Source organism: Pseudogracilibacillus sp. SO30301A (assembly GCF_037072025.1).
GTDB lineage: Bacteria > Bacillota > Bacilli > Bacillales > Amphibacillaceae > Pseudogracilibacillus.
In genome coordinates this window covers 29,062-43,095 of sequence record NZ_JAXHDD010000034.1, presented here as the reverse complement: position 1 = coordinate 43,095, position 14,034 = coordinate 29,062, and the positions used below count along the sequence as shown (strand labels likewise).

Genomic DNA, 14,034 nt, shown 5'->3' with positions numbered 1-14,034 from the left:
AAGCACTTTTTCTGCGTGCTAGAAGCGTTTCCTTGGAAAAGAAGAGCACTTTTTCTGAGTGCCATATCTTTGCTCATGTATTTAAAAGCATACATTCCGCTGACGGGAGCTGCGCCGCCTCGAACTTCTTGGTCCTATTTATCCTCCTTTTTGAACAAGCACTATATGGACTTTTTTACTTTACTAGTGGAAGTGGTGAAAAACAATGGATGAAACGTATATGGATATCCGGAAAGCGAAAAAGTTATTTGAAATAAATAAAATGCTTACAAAATCATTAAAGATAGAGGAGATTTTAAAAAATGTCATTAAAGCGGCAATTGAGTTAATTGGTGTTTCCGGTGTTTTCATTATTTATCTCTATGATGAAAAAACGAATACGCTTCGTTTTGCTGAAGGACAAGGGGTAGACGAGGATGACTTTCGTAAAATTGCTTTTGCACCTGGAGAATCAATTTCGGGAAAAGTATTTGAAGAAAGAAAATCAAAACTATTTACCTCGGAAGAAGAAATTGACGCTTATATGAATAATATGTCTGAAGAAAACTATCGGCATTATTATAAAGGTGTGCACGAACGTAAAATAAAAAGTGCATTTGTTGTTCCAATTATGAGTAAAGATCATTGTTATGGAATTGTAGTCGTTGATAGTTTTAGCCATAATGACGTGTTTACCAAAGATGATATGCAAGTGATTGAAGTAGTAGCAGATCAAAGTGCTATCGCGATAGATAATTCAAACGTTTATCAAGATTTAAAAGAAAAAAACAATCTACTAAGGCAGTCATTTTCAATTCATAATCAATTCTATCAACTGATAATTGAGGGACGTGGGATTGAAAATGTAATTTCTTTGTTGGAACGTATTATTCATTCTAAAGTAATGTTTGATCTTGACTTAAGTGATCAAGAAAAAGAAGATGTTTTTCCGATTGTGAGAAGCAACGAAGTTCTAGGGTTATTGAAACTCGTAAAACCTTTCCATGACTATTCTAATATGGATCAAATAGCTATTGAACAGGCAAGTCTTTCCATTGCACTGGAATTAATTAAAAATAATGCAATTTTTGAAAAAGAACTTCATTTTAGAGAAGAAGTATTTAATCAGTTAATCGAAGGGAGTTCAGGAAAAGATTTAAAACATGCTCTACAATATGTAAAATGGGATGAAAATACAAGGATTCAATGTATCATCATGGAAGGCAAAGAAGAAGCCTTATGGCAACTCGAAAAATTAATTGAAAAAGAACGGTTTGTGCAATCGATCGAACGAATTACTAAGTTAATGGGCATGAATAGTTTAATTTTCACTCGCGCATTTCAGTTAGTTATTATCGTTCCTACATTTATGAAAAATAGTTTACATGATCTTATTGAACAAATAAAACGTCATTGGAATAAGCTTGAAATTATCTTTGGAATAGGTAGAGAAACAAATATTGAAAATCTTTCTATTTCATATAGTGAGGCAATTCGCTCTGTTGGTTATGCTAAACGACATCAAGTGCAGAGCGTTGAATATGCAATGCTTGGCATAGAGAGATTATTATTTGAAGTTGATGAAGAAGTGCTCGAAATGTTTATGCATGATAAATTGTATAATTTGAATTTACTTGATGAGAGTTTTATAGAGACTTTGAAAACTTTTATTGAATTGAATAAAAATCATAAACAAACGGCTGAAAAGTTACACATTCATCCGAATACGCTTTATTATCGATTGCGGAAAATTGAAGAAGTACTAGAAATAGATTTCGATAATGAAAAGGATTGGATTGATTTAGTTATCGCCTTTCGTTTATATGTGGCAAGTAACAAATGAGATGAACAATCTTCGTTGCTTGTCATATTTATTTTCAAAAATTTTCATTCTACTATAAATATAATCAACTCATTTCAAGGAGGAACTATACATGACAGAGACATATTATAACTATATTAATGGAGAATGGGTTCCATCTAAAACAAATGAAACATATGCAAGTATAAATCCTGCAAATATTAATGATAAACTAGGATATTTTCAACAGTCTAATGAAAGCGATGTAGAACTTGCTATTCAAGCAGCAGAAAGCGCCTTCTATGATTGGTCACATACAGCGGCACCAACAAGAGGAGATCTAATATTTAAATTAATCGGGCTTTTAGAAGAAAAGCAAGAGGAATTAGCAACGATTATTACGAAAGAAGTCGGAAAATCCTTCCGAGAAGCTAATGGGGAAGTACGTAAAACGATTGAAGCAATGAAACAATTTAGTGGAGAAGCTACAAGGTTAACAGGGGAAACAATCCCGTCTCATGATAATGATGTTTTCGGATATACAGTTCGGGAACCGCTTGGTGTAGTTGGTGTAATCGCACCGTATAACTTCCCGCTTGGGATAGGCATTTGGAAAATTGCTCCAGCAATTATTGCGGGAAATACAGTTGTCTTTAAACCAGCTAGTAATACGTCGTTAATTAGTGTTAAAATTATTGAGTTATTTAAAGAAGCTGGAGTACCTGCTGGCGTCATTAATATGGTGACAGGACCTGGCGGAGTAATTGGAAATGCGATTGGAAATCATCCGAGAATTAAAGCCGTGTCTTTTACAGGTTCAACAGATGTGGGACTTGCGCTTGGAAAAGCCGTTACAAGTCGTGGAGCAAAAATGCAAGCTGAAATGGGCGGTAAAAACCCTTCTATCATTCTCGAAGATGCCAACATCGATGAAACAGTTGAAAATTTAGTTATTAGTGGATTTTTAGATAATGGTCAGCGCTGTACAGGAACGAGCCGTGTCATCGTATTAAAATCGATTGCGAATGAACTGACTGAGAAATTAGTAGAACGAGCGAAGAGGCTTGTAATCGGTGAAGGTTTTGGCGAAAACGTTGATAATGGACCTGTAATTGATGAAGGTCAATTAAACACGTACTTACATTATGTAAATTCTGCTATCCAAGAAGGAGCAACTTTGGAGTATGGAGGTAAACGTTTAGAAGAAAACGGAATGGATAAAGGGTATTTTGTACTCCCGACAGTGTTCAGCGGTGTAACGAGTGACATGACAATTTACCGTGAAGAAATTTTTGGACCGATAATTGGGATTTCAGAGGTAGACACATATGAAGAAGCAATCGAGCTTGCTAACGATAACGAATTTGGGCTTTCTTCAACAATCTACACAAACGATCTAAATAAAGCTTTTCATTTTGTTCGTGAAATTGAATCAGGTGTTACCCATGTAAATATACCTTCAAACTACTTCGAAAATCAATATCCGTTTGGTGGTAAAAAAGCGTCCAGCATTGGTCCGCGAGAACAAGGTTCAACAGCATTAGATTTCTGGACAGATTATAAAACAGTTTATATTAAACCATAGTTAAAAGAGGATAGACGTGTCTGTCTTGGAGGCGTCATCCTCAATATCAGCTTAGAAAGGAAGAGTAGCCATGAAAAATATTGGAGTAGTTGGTTGTGGATTAATGGGTTTTGGCATCGTTTCAACCCTATTAAAAAGTGATTACAATGTACATGTCTATGATATTAGTGATGACCCTGTTCAGAAATTAGTGGAAAAAGGAGCAATTCGTGCAGAAAATGTAAGAACATTAGCAAAATCTGTTGACACTATAGTATTATCATTGCCATCTCCTTCATTAATTAAGATACTTTTGACTGACAAAGAGCAAGGCGCATTTTCTGTTATGAAAAAAGGTACACACATATTGGATATGAGTACAAACGATGTAGAAATGACAAGACAACTGCATAAAAGTGCGAAAGAGTTAGGCATAGAATATTTTGACTGTCCACTAAGTGGTGGTCCAGAAGGTGCCAACAATGGTACTTTAACGATTATGGTTGGTGGTAGTGAACAAGCTTTTCCAAAAGTTTTACCAGTCTTAGAAACGGTAGGAAGTACTATTGAATATGTTGGAGAGAGTGGGACTGGTCAAATTGTAAAACTATGTAATAATGTGGTGGTTGGTGGAATCATTTCGTTGTTAAGTGAAGCATTAATTACTGGAGAAAAGGCTGGTGTACCAAAGGAGAAAATTGCCTCTATCTTACAAAAGGGATCTGGTCAAACACGTGTAATGGATGTATTTGGTTCAAATATGTTAAAAGATACATTTGATGATGTGAAATTTTCTTTAGCCAATATGATGAAAGATATGAATTTATATCGAAACCTTGCAGAAACTCAACAAATTCCAACAGTTTCCAGTCAATCTGCGCATCAACTATTTCAAATTGCAAGTTATAATGGAAAAGGTCACCAAGATTCTACCGCTGTCTATGAAGTAGTTGAGCAATTACAATCCAAGTAGGTGAATATGGAGTGTATATTGTTTAAACGTATTTTAAATGTTAAACGAAGAGGTGGGGAAGAACATAATGAAACAATCAAAGAAAGAAAAAAGTCTGTTGAGTAACTGGAAACTTCATATTATTGCTTTCGTTTTTGTATTAATAGGAGAAGCAATAGGGGTTATACAGTTTGACTTAGGCGTTGGAACAATAGCGTTATTCCCAATGCTATACGCTCTAGTATTGGGAGGAATTGTCAGCTTTCCAAAGTTCAAATTACTAACTGAGGGGCAAATGAAAAACGCTGCTACGATATTAGGTATATCATTTATGTTATTCGTAGCTAAGCTCGGAACGATGTTAGGACCATCTCTTCCACAAATTTTTGAGGCGGGATTGTCATTGGCTTTTCAGGAAGTAGGTCATATCATTGGAACGTTTGTAATTGGATTGCCGATTGCTTTATTGATTGGTATGAAACGTGAAGCAATTGGGTCAACATTTTCAATAGACCGAGAGCCTAACCTTGCAATTATTTCCGAAAAATATGGAGCTGACTCGCCTGAAGGTAGAGGTGCATTAGGTGTCTATGTTTGTGGAACAGTATTCGGGGCAATTTATTTAGCTCTACTTGCAGGTTTTTTAGGTAGTATTGGAATTTTTCATCCAATATCCTTGGCAATGGGAGCCGGAGTTGGTTCTGGAAGTATGATGGCGGCCGCATCAGGTGCGTTAGCGGTAACATTTCCGAATGACGCAGAAGATATTGCTTTATTTGCTGCAGCAGCAAACTTGATCACTACAATATTAGGAACATATATTTGTGTATTTTTCTCACTTCCTGTAACTGCACGTCTGTATGAATGGCTCGAGCCTAAAATTGGACGTTCACGGAAGAAAGGGGCAGCATAAAAATGGTTGAAAAGGCAAAAGTTCTCGCATTAATAGGATTCATAACACTTTTTGGAAATTGGGTAGGATATGGAGTATCTCCGATCGAATCTTTACCAGGAATAATTATTATTGTCATTATCACAGTAGTAGGTCTTTCAATTAATGCCCTTTTACCTAAGATCCCGGCTGTCATCTGGATTTCACTGATTGCCCTGATTATAACAACACCCGCTTTTCCAGGTAATGGCTGGATCGTTGAAAAAACTGAGGTAATTAACTTCATGGCGTTGGCAACACCCATTTTATCTTACGCAGGATTATCTTTAGGAAAAGATTTAGATAGCTTTAAAAAGTTAGGTTGGCGAATTATTGTTATTTCCTTAGTTGTCTACACAGGAACATTTTTCTTTGCTTCAATGTTTGCAGAGATTATATTTAAACTGCAAGGAAGATTCTAACGATATTTATTATTAGAAAAATTAAAACATGAAAAATACTAAAGTCCTTTCTTACAACTCGAAGAAAGGGCTTTTACCTTTTAATTTAACATGAAATTGCACAGAGGTTATTATCCCACTAAAAATAGTTTACGAATAACTAACAAGAATCGCTTTGTCTCTTTCGTGAAAACTGTTAATACCACGTGACGTTTTGACTCCTTTTGCAAGGGATCTATCTTTCATCATCATGGCCACCCAATTTTCGTACCGTACGGGCTTCCTGGCGAAGAAGCGGAAGTAATGAGTAATTAAAGTAAATAATCGATTTGGTTATGGAAAATTGCTGGATATAAAAAAGCGAGTTCGGACAGCAGCTCCTACACCACCTTACATCTTGTAAAAATGAATATGTGTCCTCCTTATCTCATAAATATAAATTGACAAGTATTATGAATGAGGGGGAGGAACATGGACGATGTAAAGTTAGCGAAAATATTAGGTAATAGAGATGTACTTACACTCGCATTTGGTGCGATGATTGGATGGGGGTGGGTTGTAACAGCTGGTTTATGGATTAGAGAAGCTGGTTCATTAGGAGCCATACTTGCCTTTCTAATTGGAGGAACCTTGGTCGTGTTAATTGGACTGACTTATGGAGAACTCGCTTCATCATTGCCACTTGCCGGAGGGGAATTAATTTATAGTTTTAAAGCGATGGGCAGAGTGGCGTCTTATATAACGACTTGGGCACTTATTTTAGGATATGTTTCTGTTGTTGCTTTTGAAGCAGTTGCCTTGCCAACCGTTTTTGAATACTTAATTCCTAATTACAGTATAGGGTATATGTATACGATTACAGGATGGGATGTTACGGCAACTTGGGCAGGTGTTGGAATAGTAGGATCCATTCTAATTACATGGATTAATTATCGTGGCATTAAATTTTCAACTGCGATTATGTTCATTTTCACATTATTAATTGCTATTGCTGGTATTCTGTTAGTCACTGGTAGTGGAATTTCCGGTTCGACCGCAAATATGCAACCGTTTTTTGAAAACGGAACCGCTGGCCTATTTACCGTTATTATTATGACTCCCTTTATGTTTGTTGGATTTGATGTAATCCCTCAAGCTGCAGAGGAAATTAACTTACCGCAAAAAAGAATTGGGCAATTATTAGTTTTTTCAGTTATCTTGGCAGTTACATGGTATGTGGCAATAATTTTTGGCGTATCAAGAGTTCTAACACCTTCTGAAATAGATGCTTCAAATCTAGTTACAGCGGATGCAATGGCTAAAGCATTTGGGGACAGTCAAATAATGGGTAATGTATTAGTACTCGGTGGAATCGGTGGTATTGTAACAAGCTGGATCGGATTTTATATTGGAGGAAGTAGAGCAATTTATGCTCTCGCACGAGCTGGAATGCTTCCAAAAGCACTAGGAGATTTACATCCAAAATATAGAACACCATATAAAGCGATATTACTCATTGGAGTATTATCAAGCCTTGCTCCATTATTTGGTCGACCAGCATTAGTATGGCTTGTAGATGCAGGCGGTTTAGGTCTCGTAGTAGCTTGGTTAATGGTTGCCATTTCCTTTTTAGTTTTACGGAAAAAAGAGCCGAAAATGGTACGTCCTTTTTATTTAAAAGGAGGTCCTGTAATTGGATGGTTAGCGATAATTATGGGATTGGGTATCGGAGTACTATATATGCCCGGAATGCCGTCCGCCTTAATTTGGCCATATGAGTGGATTATCATTATTGTTTGGGTAATACTTGGAATCGTTTTTTACAAAATGACGATGACAAAAGAGAGCACGAAATATACGGATGAGCATTTAAATAGAGAAATATCCAGCGTAATAAAGTATCATAAATAGAGATGTCCTTTTATTAGGCTTTGTTTGTGATTATGAAAATAATTTAACGTGTATACTCCTTTTATCGGAAAGTGCCTGACAAAAGGAGTATTTTTTATTTTGGAAAAAGTCCTATTCAGCTATTTCGACTATTGATTCAGCGAAATTGATAATTATTCAGCGTTTTAGTGAAAAGTTTTAGCGATTTTACAATTAATTCAGCGAATATCATATTTATTCAGCGTATCTACTTTTCCAAAAAAAAGTGGAACAATAAAATTTTAAAAGAAGATACTTGGTATAATGATACGATTATGCTTTAATGGTCTAGGAAAAGATTATAATTTTTAAAGGAAGATTAATTATCATGGCGAAACAAAAAACACCTGTAAAAAAGAATGAAAAGATCTCACTTACATTTGAAGATCTGACCCATGAAGGAAATGGAGTCGCCAAAGTAGATGGCTATCCTATCTTTGTTCCGTATGCCCTACCGGGTGAAGAGGCTGAAGTAAAGGTAATCAAAATAAATAAGAATTTCGGGTATGGAAAATTGCTAGACATTAAAAAAGCGAGTCCAGAACGGGTGACCCCTCCATGTAATGTGTTTTATAAATGTGGTGGGTGTCAATTGCAACATATGAGTTATGATATGCAACTGGAGATGAAGCGAAATCAGGTACAGAATGTCATGAAAAAAGTAGCCCATCTTGATCATGTACCGGTTCACCCTGTATTAGGAATGGAAGATCCATGGCGATACCGTAATAAAATTCAAATTCCTGTAGGAGAAAAAGATGAGGAGCTCATCACGGGTTTTTATCAGCACCGAAGTCACCGGATTATCGATGATATGGATACATGTGTCATTCAAAATGAACTTGGTGATCGTATGGTTGAAGCGGTAAGAAGAATTGCAACAGATCTAGGAATTGAAGCATATAACGAAGAGACACATCGAGGGATGTTACGTCATATTATTGTGCGCACGGCTTTTGGTACAAATGATACGATGATTATTCTTGTAACTCGTACGGAAAAACTTTTACAACAAGATGAACTAATAAAACAACTGACAGTAACATATCCTTCAATAAAATCGATTATTCTAAATATAAATAAAGAAAAGACAAATGTTATTATGGGGAAAAAATCACGAACGATTTTTGGTGAGGGTTATATTTATGATTCCATTGGTGATTTGAAATTTAAAATTTCACCACGATCTTTTTATCAAGTAAATCCTATCCAAACGAAAGTATTGTATAATAAGGTGCTTGAGTTTGCTAATGTCGGTGCGAATGATGTTGTAATCGACGCTTATTGCGGAATTGGCACGATATCCTTATTTTTAGCTCAACAAGCCAAACAGGTATATGGCGTAGAAATTGTACCAGAAGCAATTAATGATGCAAAAATAAATGCGAAATTAAATGGTATAACAAATACGGAATTTATGGTCGGTGAAGCGGAAAAAGTCATGCCCTGGTGGACAGCACAAGGTTTACGACCGGACGTTATTGTTGTAGACCCCCCACGAAAAGGGTGTGAAGAAATTTTATTGAAGGAGATGATAAACATGGCGCCAAAGCGGATTGTTTATGTCTCCTGCAACCCATCGACACTTGCACGTGACTTACGCATTTTGGAGGACAGCGGATTCAAGACGCAGGAAGTGCAGCCTGTGGACATGTTTTGCCAAACTTCACATGTGGAGGCTATAGCGTTGATACAACGGAAAATTATGTAGAAATTCTTAGTTTCAAGGCGTTTTACAAGCTTTCTTACTTTGAGGCAAATGGTGAAAGTGGCAGAAAAAAAGTGATTAAAAACCACATTAATGTTTCAGTAGGAATTGATCTGGTGTGAGGAGACATGTGAAATTAAATATTCTAATCTTAATTTGATGCCATACTTTTAGACGTTCAAATAAACTGAACGTCTATTTTTTTGTGCAAAAATAACTTTGTGAAGATTCATTATATATTAATTTATTCGTAAGAAGATTTGTGAATAGGGTGGCGATTATATATGACAACACTAACACTAGGAAGTCTCTTTGATGGTATAGGTGTATTTCCTCTCGCAGCTTCACGTTATGGAATGATACCGACATGGGCAAGTGAGATAGAGAAAGCACCTGTATCTATAACAAAACGCCATTTCCCTAACACGCTCCATCTAGGAGATATCACAAAAATAGATGGTGGCAAAATACCGCCTGTTCATATCATTACCTTTGGTTCACCTTGTCAAAACTTATCAAATATCGGAAAACGAGAAGGTCTTGCAGGAATTCAATCCAGCTCATTCTATCACGCAATCCGAATTATCGAAGAAATGAGGTATTGCAACGAATGGAACATATCCAGTTATCGCTCTTTGGGAAAACGTCATGGGAGCTTTTTCATCAAATAACCGGCTGGATTTTAAGGCCATGCTTGAATCGTTCACAAATACTGAAATTCCAATGCCTACTTCTGACTTGTTTTGGTGGTATTTCTGAAAACTTCCGCCGCCTTGCCACTCCACATCTGTTGAAATACCACCTAGTAAAACCGTGGTGAAACCGCTGAAATATCTTTAGATAGAAGATGTCACTGCCATGTTCACCGAAAAGATCAGAAAACTTCACTATGCAAGAGTAATACAATTACATATGAATATTTCAAGGATGAACTAGTTTTAGTGTATTAGCTTACAGTATCTAATTATTTTGAAGGTGCGAAAATATCTATGTTATAATCATGTTAAGAAATGGTGTTCAACGATCGGGTCGGATTGTAGAGAAGTACTTTTCAAAGTGTTACAGCTAAGCCATGAATACATAGGAGTAGGTTTTACATGATTCTTGGATTGCATCATACACAGATTACTAGTTCAAAAGGGGAGAAGAAGATAAAAAGTTTTATCTCAACGTACTGGGTTTTGAAGAAAAGGAAATCCTAACTCGCTAAAGGACATGAAGGTTTTTGTTTGAATGTCGAGGATACAGTTAAGTTTATTTAATGCAATGAGAGATCTAATTAATCAGGTTAGGAGGAGAAAGATGAATCCCAAGTTTAGTACGGTGGATACTATCGATTTAGATTTGGAAGGTTTTAAAGGTGAGTTATTTCCCGTTTCTACTAATCAAGAATCTAAGGCTGTTCTAATTGCTGTTGGTGGTTTGAAAGATAAAAAAGTTCTGCGTCCTATGGCTAGATATTTTAATGAAAAGAATATAGCTGTTTTAATTGTGTATTTTTATGGTGGTGGAATGCTACAGTTGAACCAGAATTTAATACCAATTGAATATGTTGAAGCTGCTGTGAGCCACTTAAGAGACGCAGGCTATCATAGGATAGGAATTACAGGACTTTCCAAAGGGGCTGAATACGCATTATTGTCAGCTTCTAAAATTGCTGATATAGAAGTAGTATTAGCTTTTTCCCCATCACATTGTGTGTGGGAGGGGGAAATTTCATCGGATGGATTATTTAAAACAAGAGCGTCTGGGGAAGCAGGTTTCTCATGGAGGAATAAGCCACTACCTTTCTTAAACTATTCGTTTTCTGCCACAAAAATGCTGAAAGTTAGCTTGCTTCAAAGAGAAATGACATGTGAGAAAGTTTTTAGAGAGGCCATAAACAAATCTAATAATTATGCTGATATTGCAGTGGAGAATATTGGGGGTGATGTCTTTCTCTTCTCGGCAGAAAGAGATACAATTTTTCCGAGTAGTGATGCGAGTCAAAGGATAGTAGAGAGGTTAGAGAATAATAAATTCGATCATGATTATAAAAGCTATGTATACAAGTATGCTTCCCATGTCTTACTTCCAATTTATATAAAAGGACAAAAATTGCTTTTTAAGGTGGAGCGTCAATACCCAGATGAATGTAAAAAAATGAGAGAGAAACTTAATGCAGATATTGAAGGCGTACTTAATGGTTGGAATGCCAAAAATTAACATGAGTAATGCTACTCAAATGACTTAGATCCAATGTCTTTTACTTTTCCTTCCTGTACCGCCTCCGTAATTCTAAAGTCTATTTGTGCCTCGGCTGGAGGGTGTGTTAAACTTTCGTATTCTTCTTTTATACCATCGGATTCATCTAATGTTTTATCTTTCCACTCTGCGATATAATTACAAACGGTTCGGTAAGAAACAAGAAATCCTAAACTTTGCAATTGCTCAAATATATTCTTGTTGTTTCTTCTCAACTTCTTTTTAAGTGCAATTTACTTGCGAATTTTTAGAAGTGATAGAATACTTAAGGCATACTTCTTTAAAGGATAGACGGTTCTTTGGATAATCTTGAAAAACATTTTAATTTCATTATTTATTTTTTGCACTTGACATTGATCCATAATATGATAATATAATAAACAATAAAGGTATGTAGTTACTTGCATACAAGGGAGATATAAGATGGATACAAAGGATAAAATTATGGATGCACTTATTCAATTAGTTACAGAAAAGGGTTATCGGGGTGCGACAACGCGGGCTATTGCTGAACGAGCTAATGTAAATGAAATCACCTTATTTCGCCATTTTGGAAGCAAGGATGGAATTATGGAGGCTGCAATAAATAAGTATTCATTTGTTGGTGAATTAATAGGAATAGTTAAAGAAAACTTTGTTTGGGATTTGGAAAAGGATTTAAAATTCATCGCAAAAAAATATCAAGAACAATTAAATGAACATAAGGATATTTTACTAATTAGTTATAAAGAAGCAGGTACTTTTCCGGAAATTGATGAAATGATCTCCCAACACCTTTATAAAGTTAAAGAAACATTGATGGATTATTTTAAAGAAATGATAAGTCTTGGAAAGCTTTATAATCAAGACGTAGAAGCGGTAGTAACTCATTTTTTATTAATTAATGCTGGTTTTTTCTTATTGAATCTTAGGCTTAATGATGATTCTCAGATGTTATTGGATGATTTTTTAAATAAACAAGTAACTCTACTTGTTAATTCAATAAAAACAATCACTAAATAATAATGTAAAGTGGTATGTTTTAAATATTAAGACAGTTATTAGTCAAATTAGTAATAAGTTATGATGTGAATTGTCGAAAAGAAAGGAGTGGTATAAAAATTAGATGCGCGGAATATTACCTGCAAAAGTGAACGATAAAAGCGGGCTTAAAGAAACAAGGATATTGTTACTTCAATAAAGGATAAATCCACAAGGGCTTTCTAAAGGCTTTATTTTTTTAAAATAAAATGCAGGCAAATACTTACTTCAGGAGGAATACTATGAATGTTTTAAAGAGATTTTTTCGAACTAGAGAGACTTATTTAGGGATCGCGGCGGCTTTGATACTACAATTGGTTTTCTTTTCTGTATGGCTAACAGGCTATGACGGAATTAATGATCGAGTAGATCAGTTAAAGATAGCTGTTACAAATGAAGATACAGAATTAGGTAAAGATGTAGCAAAAACAGTAGCGGAACAAATACCTTTTAAAGTGACAGAAGTTGATAATTTAACAGAAGCGAAGGAGAAATTAGATCTTAGAGAATGGGATATGGTTATTCATATACCCAAATCGTTTACAGAGGATTTGCAAGAAAAGCAGTCTGCAAATTTAAATTACTATATTAATCAAGCCAATCCCACACTATCCAAACAGATTATGGAAAAGACAGCAAAGACTGTGACAGACGAAGCAAGTGATCAAGCATATATTGGTATTCAAGATCAAATAAAAAAAGTGATCCCAAAGGAGGTTGCGTCTCAGGCTCCAGATTCAGAACAAGTAGAACCTATAGCAGAAAAAATAGTTGATCAAGTGCAGAAACATACAGAAATACATCCTGTAAAAATGTCTCTAACAAAAACAAATAATGTAGAGGGATTTTCTAGTAACATGCTTCCTCTGCTAGTTATTTTAGCCTCATTTATCGGTGCGATGATTATGAGTATGCAGTTTCAAATAGTGGCGGATGTACTGAAAGATAAATGTAATAAATGGGCGATTTTTCTTATACGTTTAGGTATTAATATTGTTGCTTCATTAATGATTTCGCTACTTACAGTTGTTCTTATGCGTCTATTTGGGATTGATATCCAAATCAGTATATTTTCAGCTTGGATGTTCCAATCGTTACTTTTCTTCAGTTTTGTCTGTTTAACGCAAATGTTTGTTATTTTATTTGGAATTCCAGGGATGGTATTCAACATTATTGTGGTAGCAATTCAGTTAGTCAGTTCAGGTGTTATGGTTCCTAGAGATATGCTATCTTCATTTTATGCACGGATTAGTGAATATCTACCAGCGACTTATGGAGTAGATGGTTATTTCAGTATTGTTTATGGAGGAGGAGACCTTGCGGCAGATGTAAGAATTCTATTGATTATGATTGCCGTTACGTTAGTTGTAGCATTAGGAAGAATTGCTATTCCGTCGAAAACAGTTAGTAAACAAATGATTGAAAAAGGAGCTTAAGTTATTTTTAAAGAGGCTATCCCAAAATCTACTTAAATGAAAAATACACGAAGAAAATATTTATGCTCTATAGATTTTGCGGCTGTTAAA

At 35.4% G+C, this 14,034-nt stretch carries 13 protein-coding genes; 12 read left to right on the top strand and 1 reads right to left on the bottom strand.

The window, feature by feature from the left end; all coding sequences use genetic code 11:
* The 10 genes from SPD89_RS15355 to SPD89_RS15310 all read left to right on the top strand — a co-directional run.
* Positions 1-213: hypothetical protein (locus SPD89_RS15355; RefSeq protein WP_336262831.1), on the top strand; the 213-nt coding region annotated here is incomplete at its 5' end.
* Positions 206-1,822 carry a helix-turn-helix domain-containing protein gene (locus tag SPD89_RS15350; protein ID WP_336262829.1) on the top strand — a complete coding sequence of 539 codons (1,617 nt, stop codon included), beginning with the start codon at positions 206-208 and terminating at the stop codon, positions 1,820-1,822. The genes SPD89_RS15355 and SPD89_RS15350, both read left to right, overlap by 8 nt.
* 91 nt (positions 1,823-1,913) lie before the next feature.
* A complete protein-coding gene (locus tag SPD89_RS15345; RefSeq protein WP_336262828.1) occupies positions 1,914-3,365 on the top strand; it encodes an aldehyde dehydrogenase family protein in 1,452 nt (483 codons plus the stop codon).
* Positions 3,366-3,435: 70 nt separating this feature from the next.
* On the top strand, positions 3,436-4,317 hold the full coding sequence (locus SPD89_RS15340) for an NAD(P)-dependent oxidoreductase (RefSeq protein WP_336262826.1): 882 nt from the start codon (positions 3,436-3,438) through the stop codon (positions 4,315-4,317).
* A 67-nt stretch (positions 4,318-4,384) separates the two neighbouring features.
* Positions 4,385-5,209, top strand: a complete 825-nt coding sequence (locus SPD89_RS15335; protein ID WP_336262825.1) for a DUF3100 domain-containing protein — start codon at positions 4,385-4,387, stop codon at positions 5,207-5,209.
* 2 nt (positions 5,210-5,211) lie between these two features.
* Positions 5,212-5,649 carry a hypothetical protein gene (locus tag SPD89_RS15330; protein WP_336262824.1) on the top strand — a complete coding sequence of 146 codons (438 nt, stop codon included), beginning with the start codon at positions 5,212-5,214 and terminating at the stop codon, positions 5,647-5,649.
* A gap of 450 nt (positions 5,650-6,099) precedes the next feature.
* The gene (locus SPD89_RS15325; RefSeq protein WP_336262823.1) at positions 6,100-7,518 is read left to right on the top strand and encodes an APC family permease; all 1,419 of its coding nucleotides are present in this window, start codon (positions 6,100-6,102) and stop codon (positions 7,516-7,518) included.
* Between the two features lie 346 nt (positions 7,519-7,864).
* Complete coding sequence (gene rlmD / locus SPD89_RS15320) at positions 7,865-9,247, top strand: 23S rRNA (uracil(1939)-C(5))-methyltransferase RlmD (protein ID WP_336262822.1); 1,383 nt, start codon at positions 7,865-7,867, stop codon at positions 9,245-9,247.
* A gap of 281 nt (positions 9,248-9,528) precedes the next feature.
* Entirely contained in the window at positions 9,529-9,915 is a 387-nt protein-coding gene (locus SPD89_RS15315; protein ID WP_336262821.1) for a DNA cytosine methyltransferase, read from the top strand.
* 631 nt (positions 9,916-10,546) lie between these two features.
* Complete coding sequence (locus tag SPD89_RS15310) at positions 10,547-11,449, top strand: acyl-CoA thioester hydrolase/BAAT C-terminal domain-containing protein (RefSeq protein WP_336262820.1); 903 nt, start codon at positions 10,547-10,549, stop codon at positions 11,447-11,449.
* Between the two features lie 11 nt (positions 11,450-11,460).
* Here SPD89_RS15310 and SPD89_RS15305 read toward each other — a convergent pair whose 3' ends face one another.
* A complete protein-coding gene (locus tag SPD89_RS15305) occupies positions 11,461-11,703 on the bottom strand; it encodes a hypothetical protein (protein WP_336262819.1) in 243 nt (80 codons plus the stop codon).
* A 208-nt stretch (positions 11,704-11,911) separates the two neighbouring features.
* Here SPD89_RS15305 and SPD89_RS15300 point away from each other — a divergent pair, with 208 nt between their 5' ends.
* Both SPD89_RS15300 and SPD89_RS15295 read left to right on the top strand, forming a co-directional pair.
* Positions 11,912-12,490: a TetR/AcrR family transcriptional regulator gene (locus tag SPD89_RS15300; RefSeq protein WP_336262818.1), complete on the top strand. Its 579-nt coding sequence runs from the start codon at positions 11,912-11,914 to the stop codon at positions 12,488-12,490.
* Positions 12,491-12,750: 260 nt separating this feature from the next.
* Positions 12,751-13,944: a YhgE/Pip domain-containing protein gene (locus SPD89_RS15295; RefSeq protein ID WP_336262817.1), complete on the top strand. Its 1,194-nt coding sequence runs from the start codon at positions 12,751-12,753 to the stop codon at positions 13,942-13,944.
* The last annotated feature ends 90 nt before the right edge of the window (positions 13,945-14,034 follow it).